This is a genomic window from Mycobacterium sp. 141 (genome assembly GCF_000382405.1).
Lineage (GTDB): Bacteria > Actinomycetota > Actinomycetes > Mycobacteriales > Mycobacteriaceae > Mycobacterium.
This window is the reverse complement of the sequence record NZ_KB908266.1, coordinates 45,802-71,173: the sequence shown is the minus strand read 5'-3', so window position 1 is coordinate 71,173 and position 25,372 is coordinate 45,802. Positions and strand designations below refer to the sequence as shown.

Genomic DNA, 25,372 nt, shown 5'->3' with positions numbered 1-25,372 from the left:
CGATGCCACGCAGCCTGAAGAAGGGTCCGTTCGTCGACGACCATCTGCTCAAGAAGGTCGACGTTCAGAACGAGAAGAACACCAAGCAGGTCATCAAGACCTGGTCGCGTCGGTCGACCATCATCCCGGACTTCATCGGGCACACCTTTGCGGTGCATGACGGCCGCAAGCATGTCCCGGTGTTCGTGACCGAGGCGATGGTCGGACACAAGCTCGGCGAGTTCGCCCCGACGCGCACGTTCAAGGGTCACATCAAGGACGACCGCAAGAGCAAGAGGCGCTGATGACTACGACGACTGAGTATCCGTCCGCTACGGCGAAGGCGCGCTTCGTGCGCATCTCGCCGACCAAGGCCCGTCGCGTCATCGACCTGGTCCGCGGCAAGAGTGTCGAGGAAGCCCTCGACATCCTGCGGTGGGCGCCTCAGGCTGCCAGCGAGCCGGTCGCCAAGGTGATCGCGAGCGCTGCCGCCAACGCGCAGAACAACGAGGGATTGGATCCGACCACGCTGGTTGTCGCCACCGTCTACGCAGACGAGGGCCCGACCGCCAAGCGCATCCGTCCGCGTGCCCAGGGCCGTGCCTTCCGAATTCGCAAGCGCACCAGCCACATCACCGTGATCGTCGAAAGTAGGCCGAGCCGTTCCGAACGGGGTGGCTCCGCGGGCTCTGCACGCAGCCGTCGTGCTCAGGGAAGCAAGGCTTCCGCTGCCGCGAAGGCGGCAGCCTCAGACACGGCCGCGAAGTCCGCTGACTCGAAGGGAGGCTCGGAGTAGTGGGCCAGAAGATCAACCCCCACGGTTTCCGACTCGGTATCACGACCGACTGGAAGTCCCGGTGGTACGCCGACAAACAGTACAAGGATTACGTCAAGGAAGACGTCGCGATCCGTCGCCTGCTGGCCACCGGCCTGGAGCGGGCCGGTATCGCCGATGTGGAGATCGAGCGCACCCGGGACCGGGTTCGCGTTGACATCCACACCGCGCGCCCCGGCATCGTCATCGGTCGCCGTGGCACCGAGGCCGACCGGATTCGCGCCGACCTGGAGAAGCTGACCGGCAAGCAGGTGCAGCTGAACATCCTTGAGGTGAAAAACCCTGAGTCGCAGGCTCAGTTGGTCGCCCAGGGTGTTGCCGAGCAGCTGAGCAACCGTGTCGCGTTCCGTCGCGCCATGCGCAAGGCGATCCAGTCGGCGATGCGTCAGCCCAACGTGAAGGGCATCCGGGTGCAGTGCTCGGGTCGCCTCGGCGGTGCTGAGATGAGCCGCTCGGAGTTCTACCGCGAGGGCCGGGTCCCGCTGCACACGCTGCGGGCCGACATCGACTATGGCCTGTACGAGGCCAAGACCACCTTCGGCCGGATCGGCGTGAAGGTGTGGATCTACAAGGGCGACATCGTCGGTGGTAAGCGCGAGCTCACTGCCGCCGCGCCGGCCGGTTCCGACCGTCCGCGCCGTGAGCGTCCGTCGGGTACCCGTCCGCGTCGTAGCGGTTCGTCGGGCACCACGGCGACGAGCACCGAGGCCGGCCGCGCTGCGACCGGAGATGCGCCCGCCGCTACTGAGGCCGCTGCTGTCGAGGCTGTGCCGGCCGCTGAGAGCACGGAGAGCTGAACATGTTGATTCCCCGTAAGGTCAAGCACCGCAAGCAGCATCACCCCGAGCAGCGTGGCATCGCCAGCGGCGGCACGTCGGTGAGCTTCGGTGACTATGGCATCCAGGCGCTGGAACACGCCTACATCACCAACCGGCAGATCGAGTCCGCTCGTATCGCCATCAACCGGCACATCAAGCGTGGCGGCAAGGTGTGGATCAACATCTTCCCGGACCGCCCGCTGACCAAGAAGCCCGCCGAAACCCGCATGGGTTCCGGTAAAGGTTCGCCGGAGTGGTGGGTCGCCAACGTCAAGCCCGGACGCGTGCTGTTCGAGATCAGCTACCCCGATGAGAAGATCGCCAAGGAAGCGCTGACCCGTGCAATCCACAAGTTGCCGATCAAGGCACGCATCGTGAGTCGAGAGGAGCAGTTCTGATGGCAGTGGGAACTTCGCCTGGTGAACTGCGCGAACTGACCGACGACGAGTTGAAGGACAAGCTCCGCGAGTCCAAGGAAGAGCTGTTCAACCTGCGCTTCCAGATGGCGACCGGGCAGCTCGCGAACAACCGGCGGCTGCGCGTCGTGCGCCAGGAGATTGCACGGCTTTACACCGTGCTGCGTGAACGTGAGTTGGGCCTGGCTTCCGGGCCCAGTGGTGAGGAATCGTAATGGTAGAGAATGACAAGGGCGCTCAGTCCGGTCCGAGGCACACGCCGGCCACCGAGAAGCCCCGTGGCCGTCGCAAGACCGCCATCGGCTACGTGGTCAGCGACAAGATGCAGAAGACCATCGTGGTCGAGCTGGAAGATCGTAAGAGCCACCCGCTCTACGGCAAGATCATCCGCACCACCAAGAAGGTCAAGGCGCACGACGAGAACGGCGATGCCGGCATCGGTGACCGCGTGTCGCTGATGGAGACTCGGCCGCTGTCGGCCACCAAGCGGTGGCGGCTGGTCGAGGTGCTGGAACGCGCCAAGTAAGTACCGGGAGCAGAGATTAAACTGCCCCTCTTCTTCGGAAGAGGGGCAGTTTTGCGTCTCAGCCTCATCGATTTCGGCGTGACAGCTGCGATAGCGATCGAACTATGGCCGTAAACTGAACCAATATTTTGGTTATCTTTGCCTGGCACTGCAGCATTGAACAGAAGTTCGTCTTCCAAAGTGGTCATCGTCTCCTGTACGGATTTGCTCAATTCACATCACGGGGTGACACGCTGCCCAGCCTTGTTGATTTGTGTTTGCTTATCGATGCGGCTGTCATACCATCGCGCGTATGGGAGCGGGGAAATGGCATGCGATTGAAGAGCATTCGGCTGAACTAAGCCGAAGCCGCGGACCTGCGGCCCGGTTAGCCTTGCGGGTTTGGCCCTAGCGGCTGTGACGGCGACATCCGCGGCGACTTCGCCGTCGACAGTCTCGACGGGCCGGCCCGGACTGACGACGCTCCTGGCGCGGTACTACGCAGTCCATCCCTTTTACCGCGTGGCCCTGCGGTGGGCTTTGATTGTCGCCCTGACGGCTTTCGCGTTCTACGACAGCTTCGGCAGTCTGGTCGCCACCACCAGGGCGGGCGGCATCGGCGGCTACATCTGGTTTGTGCCGGTGGCGGCTGCGCTGGTGGCCATAGGGGTCTCACGACGGGACCGCACCGAGCTCCCGATCCACGACCGCCAGACCGACATCATCGTGGGCGTCATGTGTTTGGGCTTGGCGCTGATGATCAAGGCCGGGCTGCTCGAGCGATACGCGCTGTACTTTCATCTGTTGCGTCTGGACCTGGTTGCGGCGTGGCTGTTCGTATTGTGCTGCTGCATCGTGCTGTTCGGCCTTCGTCCCGCACTGCGGTTCTTCTGGGTGTGGACCCTGTTCGTGATTGGGTTCTCATTGCCGTACTACCTGACGGTGGTGATACTCGGCGGTGGAAAGTTCGCGGCCGGCGCCGCGACGCTGATCATCGCCGCGATCGGCACCAGTATCTCCGTCGGTCGGACCGTTCGGCGCGGTGTCATCGGGGCGGTGGGTGCGTGGTTGTTCGGATTCGCGGTGCTCATCACCATCAGTGCGGTGCACCCCGCGGCGCCGCTGATCGTCTATCAACAACTGCCCGCCCTGTCGGCGATCTGTGTGGTCAACGTCGTGATGTATCTGGTGGCGCGCCGGGGTGTTCCGAAGCGGTTGTTGGACCGCAAAGTGGAACCGCTGGCTGCCAGACAGGTGTGGGCGGGCGTTCCCCTGGTGGTCGCGGTCGCGGTGGCGTTGTCGTTCTGCGCGTTGCCGACCCAGGTGACGACGGCTGCGATCACTCGTGCCAGCCCCGGTGCGCTGTGGCCGGCCCGGGAGTTGGTCGCTCCGCCGGGGTGGTCGACGATAGCTCGCGAGAACTACAGCAAGGTGCAGCGGCTCTATGGTGACCATGCCGTTCTGGTGCGCCAATACATGCGTGCGGACACCGGAAATCCGAGCTGGGACAAAGCGGCCAAGCCGCGCACCCTCGTGGTGGACAGCATCGTCAGTGAGCGTCCGTTCGCATTCGGGGTCTATCCGGCACGTGTCGTGTACGGGCTGACTGGCGCGCGGATGAGCGAGCTGCGCCCGGTCGACCTCGGTAACGGGGTACATGCCCAGATGGTGTCGGTGGTCGACGACGATCTCCTGGTGACTTGGAACGCGTTGCAATTCGCCTGGGGCGAAAAGAATCTGGCGCAACGTGTGACGGTCTTCGCCGTTGACAATCACGAACCGAATGCACCCTTTCCGCGTCCGTCGGACGACATCATGTCCATTCTGCGGACATTGGTCACATTGTTGTTCCGCGGCAACGCCGTTCTCGATGAGCGGACCCCGTCTTTCAAGGACGGTGAACTCCTCACCCTCTTCGGGCGAGCGTTGGTGGCCGCGCAGTTTCCCTGCGGCGGGAAATGCCAATGACTTTCATGCACCGGCCGTACGGACGTAACAATCCTTGTGCATTTGGGCGCGTCCGCGATGTTCAGCTTAGGCTTCTCCGTGTGACTGTACGGATGCTGCCGCTGTTCGCTACCGTGATCGTCGTTGCCGGAACTGTGCTCCCCGGGGCGGCGACTGCTGCGCCGGAAGATGTTCCTGCGCTGGCCGATTCGCCGACACTGAGTCTGAGGACTTTGGGTTCTGAACCGGACATTGCGCTCTACGGCGTAGAAGGTGTGCAGACGATGTCGGTCCCGGTGCAGCCGGGACTCAGTGCGGCCGAGTTGGTCGCTACCGCAGTGCTGCCGGTGAATGCGCGCGGCGGAACACTCGAAGTCACCCAGGAGAACCGCACATTGGCCCGGATTCCGCTACCGCCGGACCAGGGGCGCATAGCCATCCCGCTGGCCGCTGCCCGGGTCGTCGACAACGCGGTCATGGTGTCGCTGCGCAGCTATCTGACGCTGCCGGACGGGTACTGCGGCTATGACGCGGCCAATCCACTGCGGCTGGTCGACGCTGCGATCCGCTATACCGGCCAGGAACTGCCTCCCGCCACGATCGCCGACTTCCTGCCCCCGGTGCTGCAGAAGCTCACGCTGTTCGTACCGCCGAATCCGTCGAAGGCCGAATCGGACGCGGCGCTGCGTCTCGTTACGGCGACCGTGGCGCGCTACGGCCTGCAACGCACTGCTGTCGACCTCGTCCCCACCGATGGCGGGCCCGTGCCGCCTCCGGCCCCAATGGAACGACAGATCATAATACGCGAAGGGCAAGCGCCTGGCCTGAGTCTGGAGGGACCCAATATCGTTCCTGCGCTGTTAGTTTCGGGTCCTGTCGGCGAACTGACCAATCAGGCGCGGTTGCTGTCCAGTGACATTTCGAAACTTGCCGTTCGCTCCAAAGCCGTCGCCGGACCGTTGTCGACGACCCCGCAGCTGCCCGGTGACCTGACCACCATCCGCCGGCTCGGCCAGCCCGGTGTCAACGCCACCGCACTGGCCAATCCGCGGGTGACCGTGCCGCTGGACCAGACCCGGCTCGGCAGGTCGGTTCACGGCGTCAGAGTCCAGCTGCAGGGGTCCTACACGCCACTGCCGTCCAGCGTCGCCGGGCAAGTCGTGGTGAGCATCGGGGGACAGACCATCGACAGGTGGGCGACCGAGCCCGATGGCCGCATCGACCGCTGGATCGACGTCCCGGACCACTCGTTACAGCGATACATCAACCTGGACATCGCAGTGAATGCCGCGGGAAACACCGGACGGTGCGGGGAATTCGAGCCCATCACCTTGACCATCGACGGTGCTACAGCGGTCGAGAGCAAGCTGGCCAAGCCTCCTTTCCCGGGCGGCTTCCAGGCGTTGCCGCAGGCGTTGATGCCGCGGCTGGAAGTCGGAATCGACGACGGTTTCGCCAATCTGCGGCGGGCGGCGTTGATCCTCACCGGTCTGCAGCGCCTGAGCGCGCTTCCGTTCGACACTGCCGTTGTTTCGCGCCAGGACGCCATCACGTCGTCGAACCCCGCCATCGTGGTGAGTCCCGATCACTGGGACGCCGACTCGATCGCCCTGCCGGTGTCGGTTGATTCGCAGGACATGATCACCGTCGAGAATGCCGACGACAGCGGCACATCCAGCACACTCACGTTGGATCCGACGATCGGATTCGGCTCGTTGCAGACGCTCTACTCCGGTGGGCGCACCCTGCTGGTCGCCACGTCCACCAATACCCCGGATGAGCTCGACCGGCTGCTCGGGTGGCTGAACGGCGACACGGCTCGCTGGTCCGGCCTGACCGGCAACGCACTGATCGCGGTGGCCGATCGTGATCCCATCCAGGTCAACGCTGAGACGGCACAACCGGAGTCGGTGACCGCGAGCAGTGGCCGCAAGGCGTTGTACCTCGGTATCGGTGCTGTCGTGGTCGTGATGGCCGCCCTCGGTGCCGGGGCGATCGCCTGGCGCGGCCGGCGGTCGCGGGGCTGACCATGACCGGCGACGCCCACGCGTGGCGATGGGAGACCGGGCGATGAAATATCGCGGAACCTTCGACCCGGAAACCGCCACCGGCGATCAGCGCGAGTATGCACTGCACCGCGCGATCAACGGCCTGCGGGAAGACGATCCGGTGCACTCCGCGTCCACCCCGCTGCTGGGCTGGCAGAAGCCCGTGCTGTGGGGTCTGCTGGTCATCGTCGTCGCCTTCGGGGTGTGGCGGCCGATGCAGACAGCGGTTGTGCTCATCGGGTTGTGCACACTGTCCTACCTGTTGACGCTGGGTGACCGAGTGCTGATCTTCAAGCGCGGGTTGGCATCCCGGCCCGTAGTAATCTCCGACGAGGCCGCGTGGTCGATTCCGGACGCCGATCTGCCGGAGTACACAATCCTGGTCCCGGCGTACAACGAACCCGAGGTGGTTGCCGATCTCATCGGCGCGATGGACGCCCTGGAATACCCGCGCGACAAGCTTCAGGTGTTGTTGTTGCTGGAGGCTGACGATCAGGTCACCATCGACGCCGCCGAGGCATGCGGTGAATTCGATGCCATCACGATCCTGCTGGTGCCGCCGGCAGAACCCCGCACGAAGCCGAAGGCGTGCAACTACGGTCTGCATTTCGCGACCGGAGATATCGTCACGATCTTCGATGCCGAGGACTTGCCCGAACCGTTGCAGCTGCGACGCGTGGTGACGGCCTTCCGCCAGCTGCCCGACGATGTGGCGTGTGTGCAGGCCAAGCTCGTCTACCACAACGGGCACCAGAACCTGCTGACCGCGTGGTTCACCGCCGAGTACGCGCTGTGGTTCGGCTATCTGCTACCCGGGATGATGGTCAGCACGTCACCGATCCCGTTGGGCGGCACGTCGAATCACCTGCGCATTGACATCCTGCGCAAGATCGGTGCCTGGGATCCGTTCAACGTGACCGAAGACGCCGACCTCGGGCTGCGTATCGCGTCGCACGGATATCGCACGGCCGTCATCGACTCGTTCACGCTGGAAGAGGCCAACAGTGACGTGATCAACTGGATTCGGCAGCGATCCCGGTGGTACAAGGGCTATCTGCAGACCTGGCTGGTTCACATCCGCCAGCCGCTCAAGCTGTACCGCACTCTCGGCCTGCGCAGCTTCATCCGGTTCACCCTGGTGCTCGCGGGTACGCCGATCATCGCGGTGCTGAACCTGCTGTTCTGGTTCATCACGGTGCTGTGGTTCCTCGGCCAGCCTGCTGTGGTCGGCGAGGTGTTCCCCGTGTTCATCTACTTCCCGGCGCTGATCGCGATGGTCATCGGCAACTTCACCGTGATGTACATGAACATGGTGGCCCTGCGTGAGGACGACCGGTCGGATCTGCTGTTGGCGGCGCTGAGTGTGCCGCTGTTCTGGCTGATGATGAGTGTGGCCGCGGCCAAGGGCTGCTATCAGATGATCCGGCAACCATCGTTCTGGGAGAAGACGTTTCACGGTCTGGCCGAGCGTCCCGCCGACACCGCAACGGACGAGGCGGCCGCGGCATGACCGGCGCGGTGCTCGCGGGATCCGACCGCCGGCTCAAGTTCACCGTCTTCTTCGTCTTCCTTGTCCTCTACCTCGCGGTGGGGTATTGGCTGCAGATCCGCCACGGATTCATCATGGGCGACACGCTCTCCCGGGTGGCGGCCACGCAGTCCGTGTTGTTCAGCCGCGACCCGCATCTCGCCGCGCTGGGCTTCATCTTCACGCCGGTCGCGGCGATGGTGCAGATACCGGCCATCGCACTGAGCACGCTGTGGGCGGATATTGCCGCACGCGCGTTCTCAGGCACGATCATGTCGGCGGCCTTCATGGCGGGCGGTGCCGTGCAGATCTTGAGCATGGGCACCGATCGTGGTCTGCCGCGGGCGTATTCGCTGACCATCACGATGCTGTTCGCGCTCAATCCGATGATCGTGTTCTACGGCTCCAACGGCATGAGCGAGGCGCCGTTCATCTTCTTCATGTCCTGGACGGTGCGCCGGCTCATCATGTGGATGGTCGACGACGACGTGCACCACCTGGTCACCGCGGGCGGTATCGCGATGGGGTTGGCCTACCTGACCCGCTACGACGCCGCGGCCTGCGTCGGGGCGGCGGGGATCCTGGTGGGTCTGACCACCTATGTGCGGGCCACCCCTCGGCCGCGATTGCAGCGTGCGATCCTGGATCTGTTGATCGTGAGCGGTCCTGGCGTGCTGGCCTTCCTGGGCTGGGCCGCCGCGAGCTGGTTGATCACCGGTGAGGCTTTCGCGCAGTTCACCTCCCAGTACGGCAACATTGCGATTCTGGAGCAATCAGGCCAGACCGCACCGGATTTCGCTCACGGCGTGCAGTTCGCGCTGGTGTGCATCATGCTGTTGGCCCCGACGATGCCGCCACTGTTGTTGTGGGTGCTGAAGCAGCGGTGGGGGCGGCCCAACTGGCAGGTGCTGCTGGTGCCGGTGGCGTTGTTCGGTGCCGTGCTCGCATTCCAGGCTTACAGTTACGCGGTTGGATCGACGTTTCCGTTCTTGCGGTTCTTCATCATCGCGATTCCGTTGACGGCATGCCTGGCGATGCTCGCCGTCCCCGACGGTGTGCTCGCGACACCGACCCGTCGTGGCAGGTACGCACCCGAGGTGGTCGCGACCGCTGCCGAGGCACCGCAACGACACCCGGCCGCACGGTACGCGGTGGTCGCGGCCACCGTCGCGATCGGCATCCCCGTGACGCTCGTGGGCATGGCCCAACCCGACTACGCCCCACAGGAATATGGGCTGGGCGCGGTGCTGAAACCGGACCCGTACAACGTCACGGTGCGTAAGACGACCGAACACCGGATCGCCCGGACCTTCGGCACCGAGCGCAGGATCGCCGAGTATCTGCAATCGTTGAACCTGCCCGACAGCTCGGTGATCACCGACACCGTCTACGGCTTCGGTATTCTTGCTGCGTCGCCCCGTCCGCGGGTCTTCGTCATCCCGTCCGACCCGGACTTCACGGAGTTACTCAACGATCCGACCGCCAACGGCATTCGGTATCTGCTTGCGGTGCCGCCCATTGGCCGCGGTACCTCCGACGCACTCAACCTGCGGTACCCGACGCTATACCACACCGGAGCCGACGTCGCGACCCTGGAGCTGGATATTCCCAACGACGGTGACGGGCAGCCTAATTGGCGGCTGTACCGGGTCAATGAACGGGTGGGGACACGTTAGAGCATCCCAGAATCCTTGGGCTGCCGCGGTACCAACCGTGCGAGCAGACATGGCGATACGCGAAATGCGGCGTGTCGGGTACTTTGACGTCTGCTCGGCGGGGAAAGTGGCACGCATGACCGACGAACTCGTGACGGTGTACGACGCGGACGGCAACATCACCGGCACGGCGGCCCGCTCGCGGGTGTACGCCGAAGGCCTCTGGCATGGCAGTGCCGGGGTCCTGGTCCGATCGGCCGACGGTAACCGGATCTATGTGCACCGACGTACCCCGACCAAGGCTGTGTTCGCCGGTATGCACGATTGCCTGGCCGGGGGAGTGGTCGACCCCGGCGAGACACCGCTGCAGACCGCGACCCGCGAGCTTGCCGAGGAACTCGGCATCACCGGCGTGCCGCTGACCCCGCTTGCGTCCTCGGCATGGGACGGGCAGTGGGCCGGAAAACCCATGCGCTGCCACGTGTTTGCCTTCGAGACGCGCTACGACGGCCCGATCCGTCACCAGCCCGAGGAGATCAGCGCCGGCTGGTGGTGGACCGACGACGAGTTGGCTGCTCACCTGGCTGATCCGGACTGGCCCTTCGTCCCCGACACCCGGGTGCTGATCCCGCAACTGCTGCGGGTCTGACCGGCGAGCCGCTTACGTCAATGCCGTTGAGCCAAGACGGCGGATGCTTCTCAATGTGCTGCGACCGAACTCGGTACGTACCGAAGACGCTTTCGCGATAACTGCGAAAACGACGGCGATCACCCCATTGCGCACGTCGGCGCCCAACCCCGAAGGCCGACAGCGTGTTGTCCGCGTCATCAGTTTTCCCAGCAACCGTCAGCATGCGGGTGTAATCTCCGGGCGACCGCCCCAATCGGCGACTTTCGTCAAACCTGGATCGAGGCTCACCATGGCTACCGAGTTCAACGGCAAGATCGAGCTGGATATCCGGGACTCCGAGCCCGACTGGGGGCCGTATGCGGCGCCGACCGCCGTCGAGAACGCGCCCAACGTGCTGTATCTGGTGTGGGACGACACCGGCATCGCGACCTGGGACTGCTTCGGCGGACTGGTGGACATGCCCGCGATGAGCCGCATCGCCGAACGCGGGGTGCGACTGTCGCAGTTCCACACCACCGCGTTGTGCTCGCCGACCCGGGCCTCGCTGCTCACTGGCCGCAACGCCACGACGGTGGGGATGGCCACGATCGAGGAGTTCACCGACGGATTCCCCAACTGCAACGGGCGGATTCCGTTCGACACCGCGCTGCTGTCGGAGGTACTCACCGAGAACGGTTACAACACCTACTGCGTGGGCAAGTGGCATCTGACGCCGTTGGAGGAGTCAAACCTCGCTGCCACCAAACGGCATTGGCCATGCTCGCGCGGTTTCGAACGGTTCTACGGATTCATGGGCGGCGAGACCGATCAGTGGTATCCGGATCTGGTGTATGACAACCATCCCGTCGATCCGCCGGGCACGCCCGAGGAGGGCTATCACCTGTCGAAGGATCTCGCCGACAAGACCATCGAGTTCATCCAGGACGCCAAGGTAATCGCCCCGGACAAGCCGTGGTTCACCTATCTGTGTCCCGGGGCCGGCCACGCCCCCCACCATGTGTTCAAGGAGTGGGCCGACCACTACACGGGCCGATTCGACATGGGCTACGAGCAGTACCGCGAAATCGTGCTGGAGAATCAGAAACGCCTCGGCATCGTGCCGCCCGACACCGAGCTGTCGCCGATCAACCCGTACGCAGACATCAAGGGCCCCAACGGGGAACCGTGGCCGCTCCAGGACACGGTACGACCGTGGGACACGCTCGGCGACGACGAGAAGCGGCTGTTCAGCCGGATGGCCGAGGTGTTCGCCGGATTCCTCTCCTACACCGACGCCCAGATCGGGCGCATCCTCGACTATCTCGACGAATCCGGTCAGTTGGACAACACGATCATCGTGGTGATCTCCGACAACGGGGCCAGCGGTGAGGGCGGTCCGAACGGATCGGTCAACGAGACGAAGTTCTTCAACGGCTACATCGACACCGCCGAGGAGGGGCTTCGGTTCATCGACCTGCTGGGTTCGCCGGATACCTACAATCACTATCCGATCGGCTGGGCCATGGCGTTCAACACGCCGTACAAGCTGTTCAAGCGGTATGCCTCCCACGAGGGTGGTATCGCCGACACCGCAATCATCTCGTGGCCCAACGGAATTGCCGCGCACGGCGAGGTGCGCGACAACTACGTCAACGTCTGCGACATCACCCCCACGGTGTACGACCTGCTCGAAATCACGCCGCCCGCCACTGTGCGCGGGGTTGCGCAGAAGCCACTGGACGGGGTGAGTTTCAAAGTGGCGCTGGATAATCCGACTGCGCCGACAGGCAAGGAGACCCAGTTCTACACGATGCTCGGCACCCGTGGCCTCTGGCACAAAGGCTGGTTCGCCAACACCGTGCACGCTGCCACGCCGGCCGGCTGGTCTCATTTCGACGCCGACCGCTGGGAGCTGTTCCACATCGAATCCGATCGCAGCCAGTGCCACGACCTGGCCGCCGAGCAGCCGGACAAACTCGAAGAACTCAAGGCGCTCTGGTTCAGCGAAGCCGACAAGTACAACGGTCTGCCTCTGGCCGATCTCAACATCCTCGAGACCATGACGCGGTGGCGCCCGTATCTGGCCGGCACCAGGTCCACCTACACCTACTATCCGAACACGGCCGAGGTCGGTCTGGGCGCGGCCGCAGAACTGCGCGGGCAGTCGTTCAAGGTGCTGGTCGAGCTCACCATCGACAGTCCCGACGCCCAGGGCGTGTTGTTCAAACAGGGTGGCGCACACGGCGGGCATGTCTTGTACGTCGCCGACGGACGGCTGCACTACGTGTACAACTTCCTCGGTGAGATCGAGCAGCAGCTGACCTCACCGGATCCGATTCCGTTGGGAAGGCACATCTTCGGTGCGCGGTACCAGCGCACCGGCACAGTCGAGAACAGTCACACGCCGCTGGGCGACACAGCGTTGTTCATCGACGACGTCGCAGTGGCCGAACTGCCGGATATGCGGACCCACCCGGGCATGTTCGCGCTCGCCGGGGGTGGCATCTGCATAGGACGCAACACAGGCTCGGCGGTATCGAAGAATTATCGTGGGCAGTTCGGCTTCACCGGCGGAACCATCGCCAGGTGCACCGTCGACCTGTCGGGCCAACCGTACGAAGACGTCGAAGCCGCTCTGGCCTTGGCCTTCTGCAAGGACTGAGGAAACGGCACGCCTACCCTGATCGCATGCACACCGAACGGGTCGAACTGCCCGGGGGAGCGTTCCGCATGGGTTCGACGCGCTTCTATCCGGAAGAGGCGCCGGTGCACACCGTGACGGTCGCGTCGTTTGCGATCGACAAGTATCCCGTCACCAATGCGCAGTTCGCCGAGTTTGTCGCCGCCACCGGATATGTGACCGTCGCCGAGCGCCCGCTGGACCCAGCGCTGTATCCCGGTGTGGCGCAACAGGATCTGTTACCTGGGGCGCTGGTGTTCCGGCCCACCGCGGGTCCGGTGAACCTGCGGGACTGGCGACAGTGGTGGGACTGGGCGCCCGGCGCGAACTGGCGACACCCGTTCGGTCCGGACCGCGACGCCGGTCATCCTGACCACCCCGTCGTACAGGTGGCCTATCCCGACGCGGCGGCCTATGCGGCGTGGGTCGGCCGTCGGCTGCCCACCGAAGCCGAATGGGAGTACGCCGCACGCGGGGGAGCCGACACCGTCTACGCCTGGGGCGACGATGTCATGCCCGGCGGGCGGCTGATGGCCAACACCTGGCAGGGACGATTCCCGTACCGCAACGACGGCGCCCTGGGCTGGACCGGCACCTCGCCGGTGGGCTCCTTCCCCGCCAACGACTTCGGGCTCTACGACATGATCGGCAACGTGTGGGAATGGACGACGACGCCGTTCTCGGCCCATCACCGGCCCGGCGCGGCCCAAGCCGCGTGCTGCCCACCGGCGGATGCAGATCCCAGCGTCAACCAGACCCTCAAGGGCGGCTCGCATCTGTGCGCCCCCGAGTATTGCCACCGGTACCGTCCGGCGGCGCGCTCTCCGCAGTCCCAAGACAGTTCGACGACGCACATCGGGTTCCGTTGCGTCGTGTCGCGAGAGTGAATCCTCTGCGAAAAAACGGCCCGGAACCCGCACCCGTTTCACGTTCGCGGACGCCGGCGTGTGCTGCACTGGGGCGTCGGCGGCGCGTAGCCTGGGTCCGCAGCGGGCAGAGCTGCGGCGATTTGGTGCATTGCCCGAGCTCACCTACTATGTAGGGGTTGTCTTGGGTAGACCGTGGTTGGTTGCTGTTTCGGATCAACCCCGCGTGTCCATAGATGATAAAGACCGCGCGCGTCCAGGTCGGAATCTGGCGTGCATAAAAACCCAGGTCAGGAGATCGAGTGATTCAGCAGGAATCGCGGTTGAAGGTCGCCGACAACACGGGTGCCAAGGAGATCTTGTGCATCCGCGTGCTCGGTGGCTCGTCGCGACGCTACGCCGGCATCGGCGACATCATCGTGGCGACCGTCAAGGACGCCATCCCGGGCGGCAACGTCAAGCGTGGTGACGTCGTGAAGGCCGTCGTCGTGCGCACCGTCAAAGAACGTCGTCGCGCAGACGGCAGCTACATCAAGTTCGACGAGAACGCCGCAGTCATCATCAAGAACGACAACGACCCCCGCGGCACCCGCATCTTCGGGCCGGTCGGTCGCGAACTGCGAGAGAAGAAGTTCATGAAGATCGTCTCGCTGGCACCGGAGGTTTTGTAAATGAAGGTCCACAAGGGCGACACCGTTCTGGTGGTCTCCGGTAAGGACAAGGGCGCCAAGGGCAAGGTCCTAGTCGCCTACCCCGAGCGCAACAAGGTTCTCGTCGAGGGCGTCAACCGGATCAAGAAGCACACCGCGCAGTCGCAGAACGAGCGTGGGGCTTCGACGGGCGGCATCGTGACGCAGGAGGCGCCGATCCACGTGTCCAACGTGATGGTGGTCGACTCCGACGGCAACCCGACCCGCATCGGCTACCGCGTCGATGAGGAGAACGGCAAGAAGGTTCGTGTCTCCAAGCGCAACGGCAAGGACATCTGACTATGACCACCACTGAAAATGCCGTGAAGACTCCGCCCCGTTTGAAGCAGCGCTACCGCGAGGAAATCCGCGAGTCGCTGCAGCAGCAGTTCGAGTACGGCAACGTCATGCAGATCCCCGGCGTGGTGAAGGTCGTCGTCAACATGGGTGTCGGCGACGCTGCCCGCGATGCCAAGCTGATCAACGGCGCAGTCAACGATCTGGCCCTCATCACCGGTCAGAAGCCCGAGGTCCGCAAGGCCCGCAAGTCCATCGCCCAGTTCAAGCTCCGCGAGGGCATGCCCATCGGCGCCCGCGTCACGCTGCGTGGTGACCGCATGTGGGAGTTCCTGGACCGGCTGATCTCCATCGCGCTGCCCCGTATCCGCGACTTCCGCGGCCTGTCGGCCAAGCAGTTCGACGGCACCGGCAACTACACGTTCGGTCTGAACGAGCAGTCGATGTTCCATGAGATCGACGTGGATTCCATCGACCGGCCCCGCGGCATGGACATCACCGTCGTCACCTCGGCGACCAACGACGACGAAGGCCGTGCGCTGCTGCGGGCGCTGGGCTTCCCCTTCAAGGAGAACTGAGCACATGGCAAAGAAGGCTCTGGTCGACAAGGCCAACAAGAAGCCCAAGTTCGCGGTCCGCGCGTACACCCGCTGCAGCAAGTGCGGTCGTCCGCACGCTGTCTACCGCAAGTTCGGGCTGTGCCGCATCTGCCTGCGCGAGATGGCGCACGCGGGCGAGCTGCCCGGCGTGCAGAAGTCCAGCTGGTAACCACGCACTGACGACAGCACCCCGCGGGCGCCATGCGCTCCCGCGGGGTGCTGTTGGCGGTTGATCGGCGAACGTGCGGAAGATGGCGAGGTTTTCGAGAAATCTCGCCATCTTCCGCACATTCGGCTGCTGTAGTTGGCTGATTTGGCTCTGAACTGCCGGTTGTCTACACTTGACCGGTTGCCTGTCGCTTTAGTCCAGGCGAGTCGGTATGTGATGCCTGCGGGTGCCACTACTGACGTGCGACCCCTGATCGAACCCGGTCAGGAACGGAAGAAACACTTCGCAGTAGGCCCACCGTGCGATGTGTCAGGCCCGTGGATGTTGATCTTCGTGCAAGCGGTTCATCCACCGGGAACCGACGCGAGCACGCTGTATGGGAACCGCAGCGGGAGAGGTTGATTGACGCTGTCATGACAATGACGGATCCGATCGCAGACTTTCTGACACGTCTGCGCAACGCCAACTCGGCGTACCACGACGAGGTGACCCTGCCCCACTCGAAGATCAAGGCCAACATCGCCGAGATCCTCAAGAAAGAGGGCTACATCACCGATTACCGCACCGAGGACGCCCGCGTCGGCAAGTCCCTGGTGGTGCAGCTCAAGTACGGCTCCAGCCGTGAGCGCAGCATCGCCGGCCTGCGTCGCGTGAGCAAGCCCGGTCTGCGGGTCTACGCAAAATCCACCAATCTGCCGCGGGTACTCGGCGGCCTGGGCGTGGCGATCATCTCCACGTCCTCGGGCCTGCTCACTGACCGCCAGGCAGCACGACAGGGCGTGGGCGGCGAAGTCCTCGCTTACGTCTGGTAGGGGGAAGCAGAACATGTCGCGTATTGGTAAGCAGCCCGTTTCGGTCCCCACCGGAGTCGACGTCACGATCGACGGGCAGAACGTTGCGGTCAAGGGCCCCAAGGGCGCACTGACCCTGGATGTGGCCGAGCCGATTGCGGTGTCCCGCAACGACGACGGCGCCATCGTGGTGACCCGACCGGATGATGAGCGGCGCAACCGCAGCCTGCACGGGCTGTCGCGCACCCTGATCGCCAACCTGGTCACCGGTGTGACCGAGGGCTACACCCGCAAGATGGAGATCTTCGGCGTTGGTTACCGCGTGGTGGCCAAGGGCTCGAACCTGGAGTTCGCCCTGGGCTACAGCCACCCGGTGCTGATCGAGGCTCCCGAGGGCATCACCTTCGCGGTGGAGACGCCCACGAAGTTCTCGGTGTCGGGTATCGACAAGCAGAAGGTCGGCCAGATCTCAGCGGTCATCCGTCGCCTGCGTCGCCCGGACCCGTACAAGGGCAAGGGCATTCGCTACGAGGGTGAGCAGATCCGCCGCAAGGTCGGAAAGACAGGTAAGTAACCATGGCTCCCAAAACTGTTACCGCAGAAAACGCAAAGCGTAAGCCGGTGGGCCAGAACATCTCTGAGACCCGTCGCAACTCTCGTCTGCGCCGCCACGCCCGGCTGCGCAAGAAGGTCGCCGGCACCGCCCAGACCCCACGTCTGGTGGTCAACCGGTCGGCCCGGCACATCCACGTCCAGCTCATCGACGATCTGGACGGCGTCACCCTGGCGGCGGCCTCGTCGATCGAGGCTGACGTTCGTGCGGTCGAAGGCGACAAGAAGGCGCACAGCGTGCGCGTCGGTCAGCTGATCGCCGAGCGTGCCAAGGCTGCCGGTATCGACACCGTGGTGTTCGATCGCGGCGGCTACACCTACGGTGGCCGCATCGCCGCGCTGGCCGATGCTGCGCGCGAGGGTGGGCTGAAATTCTGATGACTGTTAACGAGAGGACTGCATGATGGCCGAGCAGGCTGGCGCCGCTTCGGCGCAGGACAACCGTGGCGGTCGTGGTGACCGCGACGGCCGGGGCCGCCGCGATGACCGTGGTGGCCGCGGCCGCGGCGACGACCGTGGTGAGAAGAGCAACTACATCGAGCGCGTGGTCACGATCAACCGCGTGTCCAAGGTGGTCAAGGGTGGCCGCCGGTTCAGCTTCACCGCTCTGGTGATCGTCGGCGACGGTCACGGCATGGTCGGTGTGGGCTACGGCAAGGCCAAGGAAGTCCCGGCCGCCATCGCCAAGGGCGTCGAGGAAGCACGCAAGAACTTCTTCCGGGTTCCGCTGATCGGTGGCACCATCACCCACCCGGTGCAGGGTGAAGCCGCGGCCGGTGTGGTCATGCTGCGTCCGGCCAGCCCGGGTACCGGTGTGATCGCCGGCGGCGCGGCTCGTGCGGTACTGGAATGCGCTGGGGTGCACGACATCCTGGCCAAGTCGCTGGGTAGCGACAACGCGATCAACGTGGTTCACGCCACGGTTGCCGCGCTGAAGCTGCTGCAGCGTCCGGAAGAGGTGGCGGCCCGTCGCGGTCTGCCCATCGAGGATGTTGCGCCGGCCGGCATGCTGCGGGCCCGACGCGAGAGCGAAGCGCTGGCTGCTGCAGCCGCGCGTGAGGGATCGGCATAACCATGGCAGAGCTCAAGATCACCCAGGTGCGCGGGATCATCGGCGCGCGCTGGAAGCAGCGCGAAAGCCTGCGGACGCTGGGACTGAAGAAGATCCGTCAGTCGGTGGTTCGTGAGGACAACGCCCAGACGCGTGGCCTCATCAACGTCGTGCATCACCTCGTTGAAGTTGAGGAAGTCAAATGAGTGTCATCAAGCTTCATGACCTGAAGCCGGCTGCCGGCTCGAAGACCGCCAAGACCCGTGTTGGTCGTGGTGAGGGCTCCAAGGGTAAGACCGCCGGTCGCGGTACCAAGGGCACCAAGGCCCGCAAGAACGTCCCGGTGACGTTCGAGGGTGGCCAGATGCCGATCCACATGCGGCTTCCGAAGCTCAAGGGCTTCAAGAACCGCTTCCGGACCTCCTACGAGGTCGTCAACGTCGGCGACATCAACAAGGCCTTCCCGCAGGGCGGCACCATCGGTGTCGACGAGTTGGTGGCCAAGGGCCTGGTTCGCAAGAACAGCCTGGTCAAGGTTCTCGGCGACGGCAAGCTGACCGCCAAGATCGACGTCACCGCGAACAAGTTCAGTGGCAGTGCCCGCGAGGCCATCACCGCTGCCGGTGGTTCGGTCACCGAACTGTAGTTGGCGGCTCGCCGCCGAGCTGTAATTTTCTCTCCGCGAGCAGACACGGAAGTCCCCGCACGCCCGGCGTGTCGGGGACTTTCGCGTCTGCTCGGCAGGGGCGGTGATTGAATCTAACCGGAGGTGCTGCCGTGGATGCCGATGTGATCGTGGTGGGCGGGGGACTGGCCGGGCTGGTAGCCACACGTGAATTGACCCGGCGCGGAAAGAAGGTCGCCGTCGTCGATCAAGAAAATGCCGCGAATCTGGGTGGGCAGGCGTTCTGGTCGTTCGGCGGGATCTTCCTCGTCGACAGCCCCGAGCAGCGGCGCATGAGGATCAAGGACTCGCTCGACCTGGCGTGGAACGACTGGCAGGGCAGTGCCGCCTTCGACCGCATCGACGACGAAGACGCCTGGGCGGCCAAGTGGGCCCGGGCTTACGTGGAGTTTGCCGCCGGGGAGAAACGCGCCTACCTCACCGAGCACGGCATCACTTTCGTGCCGACCGTGGGCTGGGCCGAGCGCGGCGATCTGCGTGCCGACGGCCACGGCAACTCGGTGCCCCGGTTTCACGTCGCCTGGGGGACCGGGACGGGAATCGTTGAGCCCTTTGTGAATTCGGCTCTTTCCGCCGCCGGCGAAAGACTCGTCACATTCCACCATCGGCACCGGGTCGATGAGTTGGTGTTCACCGGTGGCTCTGTCACCGGCGTCCGTGGTGTGGCGCTGGCACCCGACGACGCTCCGCGCGGCGCACCGTCAAACCGCGATGGCGTGGGCGATTTCGAACTGAGCGCGCAAGCAGTCGTCGTCGCCTCGGGCGGAATCGGCGCCAACCATGACATGGTCCGCCGCTACTGGCCGGCGCGCATGGGCACTCCGCCGCGGTCGATGATCACCGGCGTCCCCGCGTACGTCGACGGCCGTATGCTCGACATCGCCGCCGACGCCGGTGTGCGCCTGGTGAACCGGGACCGCATGTGGCACTACACCGAAGGTATCCAGAACTGGAATCCGATCTGGCCCGACCACGCGATCCGGATCCTGCCCGGCCCGTCGTCGATGTGGTTCGACGCCATCGGCCGCCGGCTGCCGGCGCCGTACCTGCCCGGCTACGACACCCTGGGCACCTTGCGTCACCTGCGCACCGACCCTGACATCGCGGGCTACGATCATTCCTGGTTCATCCTGACCCAGAAGATCATCGAGAAGGAGTTCGCGCTGTCGGGGTCGGAACAGAATCCCGACATCACCGGTAAGGATCGGTCTGCGATGTTGCGCGAGCGGGTGTTGAGTCGCTCGGCCCCCGGCCCAGTCGAGGCGTTCAAACGCCACGGTGCCGACTTCGTCGTTGCCGACGATCTCGAATCCCTCGTGGCGAAGATGAACGCGCTCACCGACGAACCGTTGCTCGACGCGAAGGGCATCCGGGCGCAGATCGAATCCCGCGACTTGCAATTCGCCAACCCGTACGCCAAAGACGCTCAGGTGCAAGGCATCCGCAACGCGCGGCGCTACCTCGGTGATCGCCTGGCCCGGGTCGCCACGCCGCACCGCATCCTCGATCCGGCCGCGGGCCCGCTCATCGGCGTCAAACTGCATGTCCTGACCCGAAAAACGTTGGGCGGCATCCAGACTGATCTGTCTTCGCGCGCCCTCGGGACCGGCGGCGAGACCATCCCCGGGCTGTACGCTGCGGGTGAAGTCGCCGGGTTCGGTGGCGGCGGTGTGCATGGCTACAACGCGCTGGAAGGTACGTTCCTGGGTGGCTGCATCTTCTCCGGCCGCGCCGCCGGGCGCGCGGCTGCCGAAGCGCTCTGATTCTCCCGCGAGCAGACGCGAAAACCCTCGAACAGCGGCGTGTCAGGGACTTTCACGTCTGCTCGGCGACCTTAGGTGAGCGCTGGAAGGACCTCGGCGGCAAGGCGTTCCATCTGCTCACGATCTTCGGCGACGTTCTCGCCGACGGGGTTGAGCACGACCATCTGCGCACCGGCGTCGGCCACTGCCCGCAACCCGCGCGCCACATCGGCGGGGGTGCCCGACACCGGAACCGCTTCGATGCCGGGCGTCTGGCCGTAGATCCGGTGCAGTCCGTCGATCACGCGTCGGTGGGCGCGGGCGGGATCATCGTCGATCATGAGGTAAACCCGTTTACCGATGGTGTAGCCGGACGGATCCTTGCCCTGCTCATCGAGCTCGCGGCGCACCGTCTCGACCGATTCGGCGAACGTCGCGGTGGTCGACGACCCTGCGCCCAGGAACGAATCTCCGTAGCGCACCGCGCGGGCCAGCGCCTTGGGTGCGGTGCCGCCGAACCAGATCGGCGGATGCGGGCGCTGCACGGGCTTCGGCTGGATCGGCAGATCGTCGACCTCGCGGAACTTCCCGTGAAACGTGACGCGTGGCTCGTCGGACCAGGCCGCCTTCATCAACTCCAAACCCTCGTTGAAGTAGCTGATGAAGGTGGTGCGGTCCACCCCGAACGCGGCGAACGGCCGGAAGTTTCCGCCGTGCCCGACCCCGACATCGAGACGCCCGTGGCTGAGTCGGTCGACGGCGGTGATGGCTGAGGCCAGTTGCAGCGGGTCGTGCAGGGAGGTGATGAGCACCGCGACCCCCAACCGCAACCGGGTGGTGCAGGCCGCCGCGTACGACAACAGCGGCAGCGGGGCGATCCCCGGCGACTCACCGATCGTCTGCTCCACGGTCCAGCCGCCTTCGAAACCCAACTCCTCGGCACGGGCCAGATAGGCCTTCAGGCCCGCGTCATCGAATCGGCCGGTGCCCAGTTGCGGTATCGAAATCGAGAACCTCACCACACCACGGTACGGACGACACGGCCTCACTACCGGGCGTACGGGTGAACCGGCGCCAGGTTGTGGCCCGTAGCAGGTCACCTCTTGCGCGAGCAGACGCGCAGGTATCCCGACACTCCGGTGTTGCGGGACTTTGGTGTCTGTTCGCGTAGAACTGGGGGCGCACAATCGGATTCGCCGCTCACCTAGAGGCGCTGCGGTAAGTTTCGAGAGAGCTGAAGCGTTCGGCTCACCGATTGTGCGGGGGTTGGGGCCGATGCGACCAGATGTCGCCGCGAGGTTCCATAGCTTGCCGGTGCAAATCGCATCGCCGGGTGTGTCGCAGTCCGACCCGTTTCGCGGCCCCTCGGGCCTGTGCTGCGACGTCGGTAGGCTCGGGGCATGTTCGACTTCCTCCCGAGTCTGCCCGGTCCCGACGAATTGCGGGCGTTGGTCCGCAAGGTCGACACCGTTCGGCACAATGGCATTCCCAGTGCATGTGTTCTCGAACTCGATCTGACGTCCGTACCTGCGGAGACGGCCGGGTTCGATCCGTTGGCGATGATCTCCAGCGGAGGACGGCCGCTGGTCCTGCGCCAGGCTGTTGCAGCGATACACCGAGCGGCCGACGACGACCGGGTAGCCGGGCTGATCGCCCGGGTGCAGATTCCGGCCGCGGCAGCCGGGCCGGTACAGGAGTTGCGCGACGCGATCGCCGAGTTCGGCGCCGTCAAGCCGACCCTGGCCTGGTCGGAAACCTATCCGGGCACATTGTCGTACTACCTGGCCTCGGCGTTCCGCGAGGTGTGGATGCAACCGTCGGGCACGGTCGGACTGGTCGGTTTCGCGACCAATGCGATGTTCCTGCGGGATGCCCTGGACAAGGCCGGGATTGAAGCGCAGTTCGTGACGCGTGGCGAATACAAGTCTGCGACAAACATTTTCACGCAGGACCGCTACACTGACGCGCACCGTGAAGCCGACAGCCGGTTGATCCAGAGCCTTCAGACCCAGGTGTGGCAGGCGACCGCGGAATCCCGGCACATATCGGTCGACACCATCGACGCGTTGGCCGACAAGGCGCCGTTGCTGCGCGACGATGCCGTATCGGGCGGGCTGATCGACCGGATCGGCTTCCGTGACGAGGCGTACGCGCGCATCAGTGAACTTTGCGGTGCCGCGGCGGAATCCGATGGTGAGGGCAGTGCCCCGCGGCTGTACCTGTCGCGGTACGCGCGGGCGTCGGCGCCCAAGCCTGCGCCCCCGCTACCCGGGCTCAAATCGAAGCCGACCGTCGCCGTGGTGACGGTGCACGGTCCGATTGTCAGTGGTAAGGGTGGTCGTCAGGTGCTGCCGTTCGGTAATTCCGGCGCCGGGGGCGACACCATCGCCGCGGCGTTGCGTGAGGCCGCCGCCCGAGACGACGTGGTGGCCATTGTGCTGCGGGTGGACAGCCCCGGCGGCTCGGTGACCGCCTCCGAGACCATCTGGCGTGAGGTGGTGCGGGCCCGCTCACCTGAGAAGGGAGACGGCAAGCCCGTCGTCGCGTCGATGGGTGCGGTGGCGGCATCCGGTGGCTACTACGCGGCCATGGCCGCCGACGCGATCGTCGCCAATCCGGGCACCATCACCGGCTCGATCGGGGTGTTGACCGGAAAGCTGGTGTCGCGTGAGCTCAAGGACAAGCTCGGGGTCGGTTCCGACGCGGTGCGCACCAATGCCAATGCCGACGCGTGGTCGACCAATGCGCCGTTCACCGATGAGCAGCACGCCCAGGTCGAGGCCGAGGCCGACCTGTTCTACGAGGACTTCGTGCAGCGGGTCGCAGATGGCCGTGGCTTGGCGGTGGATGCCGTCCAGGACGTGGCCCGTGGCCGGGTGTGGACCGGGGCCGACGCTCACGAACGTGGGCTCGTCGACGAACTCGGCGGGCTGCGCACCGCAATTCGCCGGGCCAAGCTGCTGGCCGGCCTCGACGAGGACACCAAGGTCAAGATCGCGCACCTGCCCGGGTCATCGTTGCGGGACCTGTTGTCGCCCAAGCCATCATCACAGCCGGCCGCCGCGTCGCTGCCCGAGGCGCTCGGCTCGCTGGCCGTCGCGTCGGCAACCGGGGTGCTGGAGCAGGCCCAGCGCTCGCTGACCGGAGCCAACGCGGTGTGGTTGGGGGACTACCGCTTCTGAAGCTCGCGTCTGCTCGGCGGACTGAGAACGGGCAGTTACCCGTTCTGACGCCGGTGTTAATTGCGGCACGGTGCTCAGGGCGGTGCATTCCGCGTAGTGGCACGGTAACGTCAAACCTTGGCAACTACTGAATTGCCGACGAGACGACGGCCTGGCCCTGCGGTGTCAACCCAGTCAGACCAGCCGAAAGAGAGCGCACGGCGGGGAACGGTGTCGTCAGACACTATGGAGGAGCTGTGCCCGCGCGCAAGAGCCCGATGACGGGCTTCGGAGACAAGCCGGAGATCGACTACCGCGAACTCGCTGAAAGTGCCCCGGATTCAGGCGTGCTCAGACGCGCGATCGCCGCATCGGCGATCGGTAACGCCACAGAATGGTTCGATTACGGAATTTACGCCTACGGCGTGAGCTACATATCTGCGGCCATATTCCCCGGCGACACCGAGCAGGCAACGTTGTTGGCGCTTGCGACATTTGCGGTTTCGTTCCTGGTGCGACCACTCGGGGGATTCGTCTGGGGCCCGCTCGGCGATCGGGTCGGCCGTAAACACGTGCTGGCCATCACGATCGTGCTGATGGCCGGCGCTACGTTCTGCGTGGGTCTGGTGCCGTCGTACGCTTCGATCGGCTTGTGGGCGCCGGCGATCATGGTCGTGCTGCGGATGATCCAGGGGTTCTCCACGGGAGGCGAATACGGCGGTGCCGCAACGTTTATGGCGGAGTATGCACCGTCGCGTCGACGCGGTTTCCTCGGCAGCTTCCTGGAATTTGGGACCCTGTCGGGCTTTTCGCTGGGTGCGCTGCTGATGCTCGGGTTCTCGGTGTTGCTCACCGACGACCAGATGGGGGCGTGGGGTTGGCGGTTGCCGTTCATGGTTGCCGCGCCGCTGGGCCTGATCGGTGTCTACCTGCGCTCCAGACTTGAAGACACGCCCGTGTTCCGCGAGCTCGAGCAGTCCGGGGATACCGAACAGGGGGCGGTCACTCAGTTCAAGGATCTGGTCGGGGAGTACTGGGCACCGGTCCTACGGTTGGGTGGCCTGGTGGTGGCGCTCAACGTCGTCAACTACACGCTGCTCACCTACATGCCTACCTACCTGGAGCGGACCATCGGCCTGTCGAGCAGTCACGCGCTGATCGTTCCGATCATCGGGATGCTGATGATGATGGTGTTCCTGCCGTTCTCCGGCCACATCTCGGATCGGGTGGGGCGCAAACCGATGTGGTGGTTCTCGCTGATCGGGCTGTTCGTCGCCGGCATACCGATGTTCCTGTTGATGGCGACGAACATGGTCGGCGCGGTAATCGGATTCGCTGTCCTCGGGTTGCTCTATGTGCCGCAGCTGTCGACGATCTCGGCGACTTTCCCGGCGATGTTCCCCACGCACGTCCGCTACGCGGGATTCGCGATCGCATACAACGTATCGACGTCACTGTTCGGTGGCACCGCACCGGCGGTCAATGATTGGCTGGTCTCGGTCACCGGTGACCATCTCGTGCCTGCTTACTACATGATGATCGCCTGCGTGATCGGGGCGATCGCGCTGATAAAGATTCCCGAGACCGCCCGCTGTCCGATCAACGGCACTGAGATCCCCGGAACACCCGAAGCGCCACCACAACTCGAATACGACGTCGGGGTCAGCGCGGCGTCGTAGACCTCCCGGC

Annotated in this window: 27 protein-coding genes; 26 read left to right on the top strand and 1 reads right to left on the bottom strand. The window is 64.9% G+C overall.

What is annotated here, in order from left to right:
- The first annotated feature begins 2 nt into the window (after positions 1 to 2).
- The 24 genes from rpsS (at position 3) to H276_RS0115815 (ending at position 20,543) form a co-directional block, all read left to right on the top strand.
- Entirely contained in the window at positions 3 to 284 is a 282-nt protein-coding gene (gene rpsS / locus H276_RS0115930; protein ID WP_003892827.1) for a 30S ribosomal protein S19, read from the top strand.
- Complete coding sequence (gene rplV / locus H276_RS0115925; RefSeq protein ID WP_019972300.1) at positions 284 to 775, top strand: 50S ribosomal protein L22; 492 nt, start codon at positions 284 to 286, stop codon at positions 773 to 775. The genes rpsS and rplV overlap by 1 nt, the downstream gene beginning before the upstream one ends.
- Complete coding sequence (gene rpsC, locus H276_RS0115920) at positions 775 to 1,611, top strand: 30S ribosomal protein S3 (RefSeq protein WP_019972299.1); 837 nt, start codon at positions 775 to 777, stop codon at positions 1,609 to 1,611. Before rplV ends, rpsC begins: the two co-directional genes overlap by 1 nt.
- A 2-nt stretch (positions 1,612 to 1,613) precedes the next feature.
- A complete protein-coding gene (gene rplP / locus H276_RS0115915) occupies positions 1,614 to 2,030 on the top strand; it encodes a 50S ribosomal protein L16 (protein ID WP_018601835.1) in 417 nt (138 codons plus the stop codon).
- Positions 2,030 to 2,263: a 50S ribosomal protein L29 gene (gene rpmC, locus H276_RS0115910; RefSeq protein ID WP_019972298.1), complete on the top strand. Its 234-nt coding sequence runs from the start codon at positions 2,030 to 2,032 to the stop codon at positions 2,261 to 2,263. Before rplP ends, rpmC begins: the two co-directional genes overlap by 1 nt.
- Complete coding sequence (gene rpsQ, locus H276_RS0115905) at positions 2,263 to 2,574, top strand: 30S ribosomal protein S17 (protein ID WP_019972297.1); 312 nt, start codon at positions 2,263 to 2,265, stop codon at positions 2,572 to 2,574. The genes rpmC and rpsQ overlap by 1 nt, the downstream gene beginning before the upstream one ends.
- Before the next feature lie 381 nt (positions 2,575 to 2,955).
- On the top strand, positions 2,956 to 4,521 hold the full coding sequence (locus tag H276_RS0115900; protein WP_231376695.1) for a hypothetical protein: 1,566 nt from the start codon (positions 2,956 to 2,958) through the stop codon (positions 4,519 to 4,521).
- Between the two features lie 80 nt (positions 4,522 to 4,601).
- Entirely contained in the window at positions 4,602 to 6,527 is a 1,926-nt protein-coding gene (locus H276_RS0115895; RefSeq protein WP_231376694.1) for a hypothetical protein, read from the top strand.
- Between the two features lie 43 nt (positions 6,528 to 6,570).
- On the top strand, positions 6,571 to 8,058 hold the full coding sequence (locus H276_RS0115890) for a glycosyltransferase (RefSeq protein ID WP_051111466.1): 1,488 nt from the start codon (positions 6,571 to 6,573) through the stop codon (positions 8,056 to 8,058).
- The gene (locus H276_RS0115885) at positions 8,055 to 9,752 is read left to right on the top strand and encodes a glycosyltransferase family 39 protein (RefSeq protein WP_019972293.1); all 1,698 of its coding nucleotides are present in this window, start codon (positions 8,055 to 8,057) and stop codon (positions 9,750 to 9,752) included. Before H276_RS0115890 ends, H276_RS0115885 begins: the two co-directional genes overlap by 4 nt.
- A 115-nt stretch (positions 9,753 to 9,867) precedes the next feature.
- Positions 9,868 to 10,380: an NUDIX domain-containing protein gene (locus H276_RS0115880; protein WP_019972292.1), complete on the top strand. Its 513-nt coding sequence runs from the start codon at positions 9,868 to 9,870 to the stop codon at positions 10,378 to 10,380.
- 271 nt (positions 10,381 to 10,651) lie between these two features.
- A complete protein-coding gene (locus H276_RS0115875; RefSeq protein ID WP_019972291.1) occupies positions 10,652 to 13,003 on the top strand; it encodes an arylsulfatase in 2,352 nt (783 codons plus the stop codon).
- 26 nt (positions 13,004 to 13,029) lie between these two features.
- Positions 13,030 to 13,908: a formylglycine-generating enzyme family protein gene (locus H276_RS0115870; RefSeq protein WP_019972290.1), complete on the top strand. Its 879-nt coding sequence runs from the start codon at positions 13,030 to 13,032 to the stop codon at positions 13,906 to 13,908.
- Positions 13,909 to 14,189: 281 nt separating this feature from the next.
- On the top strand, positions 14,190 to 14,558 hold the full coding sequence (gene rplN / locus H276_RS0115865; RefSeq protein ID WP_018601827.1) for a 50S ribosomal protein L14: 369 nt from the start codon (positions 14,190 to 14,192) through the stop codon (positions 14,556 to 14,558).
- Positions 14,559 to 14,876 carry a 50S ribosomal protein L24 gene (gene rplX, locus H276_RS0115860; protein WP_019972289.1) on the top strand — a complete coding sequence of 106 codons (318 nt, stop codon included), beginning with the start codon at positions 14,559 to 14,561 and terminating at the stop codon, positions 14,874 to 14,876.
- Between the two features lie 2 nt (positions 14,877 to 14,878).
- A complete protein-coding gene (rplE, locus tag H276_RS0115855) occupies positions 14,879 to 15,451 on the top strand; it encodes a 50S ribosomal protein L5 (RefSeq protein WP_018601825.1) in 573 nt (190 codons plus the stop codon).
- Positions 15,452 to 15,455: 4 nt separating this feature from the next.
- Entirely contained in the window at positions 15,456 to 15,641 is a 186-nt protein-coding gene (locus H276_RS0115850) for a type Z 30S ribosomal protein S14 (protein ID WP_019972288.1), read from the top strand.
- A gap of 413 nt (positions 15,642 to 16,054) precedes the next feature.
- A complete protein-coding gene (gene rpsH / locus H276_RS0115845) occupies positions 16,055 to 16,453 on the top strand; it encodes a 30S ribosomal protein S8 (RefSeq protein ID WP_019972287.1) in 399 nt (132 codons plus the stop codon).
- Positions 16,454 to 16,466: 13 nt separating this feature from the next.
- Complete coding sequence (gene rplF / locus H276_RS0115840) at positions 16,467 to 17,006, top strand: 50S ribosomal protein L6 (RefSeq protein ID WP_019972286.1); 540 nt, start codon at positions 16,467 to 16,469, stop codon at positions 17,004 to 17,006.
- A gap of 2 nt (positions 17,007 to 17,008) precedes the next feature.
- Entirely contained in the window at positions 17,009 to 17,422 is a 414-nt protein-coding gene (gene rplR, locus H276_RS0115835; protein ID WP_026357059.1) for a 50S ribosomal protein L18, read from the top strand.
- A 25-nt stretch (positions 17,423 to 17,447) separates the two neighbouring features.
- Positions 17,448 to 18,116, top strand: coding sequence for a 30S ribosomal protein S5 (gene rpsE, locus H276_RS0115830; RefSeq protein ID WP_026357058.1), 669 nt, complete (start codon positions 17,448 to 17,450; stop codon positions 18,114 to 18,116).
- Between the two features lie 2 nt (positions 18,117 to 18,118).
- Complete coding sequence (gene rpmD, locus H276_RS0115825) at positions 18,119 to 18,301, top strand: 50S ribosomal protein L30 (RefSeq protein ID WP_018601819.1); 183 nt, start codon at positions 18,119 to 18,121, stop codon at positions 18,299 to 18,301.
- A complete protein-coding gene (gene rplO / locus H276_RS0115820; RefSeq protein ID WP_019972283.1) occupies positions 18,298 to 18,741 on the top strand; it encodes a 50S ribosomal protein L15 in 444 nt (147 codons plus the stop codon). Before rpmD ends, rplO begins: the two co-directional genes overlap by 4 nt.
- 131 nt (positions 18,742 to 18,872) lie before the next feature.
- Positions 18,873 to 20,543, top strand: coding sequence for an FAD-binding dehydrogenase (locus tag H276_RS0115815; RefSeq protein WP_019972282.1), 1,671 nt, complete (start codon positions 18,873 to 18,875; stop codon positions 20,541 to 20,543).
- 71 nt (positions 20,544 to 20,614) lie between these two features.
- Here the strand turns inward: H276_RS0115815 and H276_RS0115810 are convergent, their stop codons facing one another.
- A complete protein-coding gene (locus H276_RS0115810) occupies positions 20,615 to 21,541 on the bottom strand; it encodes an LLM class flavin-dependent oxidoreductase (RefSeq protein WP_026357057.1) in 927 nt (308 codons plus the stop codon).
- A 381-nt stretch (positions 21,542 to 21,922) separates the two neighbouring features.
- Here H276_RS0115810 and sppA point away from each other — a divergent pair, with 381 nt between their 5' ends.
- Both sppA and H276_RS0115800 read left to right on the top strand, forming a co-directional pair.
- Positions 21,923 to 23,704: a signal peptide peptidase SppA gene (sppA, locus tag H276_RS0115805; RefSeq protein WP_019972280.1), complete on the top strand. Its 1,782-nt coding sequence runs from the start codon at positions 21,923 to 21,925 to the stop codon at positions 23,702 to 23,704.
- A 257-nt stretch (positions 23,705 to 23,961) separates the two neighbouring features.
- A complete protein-coding gene (locus H276_RS0115800) occupies positions 23,962 to 25,362 on the top strand; it encodes an MFS transporter (protein ID WP_036461207.1) in 1,401 nt (466 codons plus the stop codon).
- Positions 25,363 to 25,372: the final 10 nt, after the last annotated feature.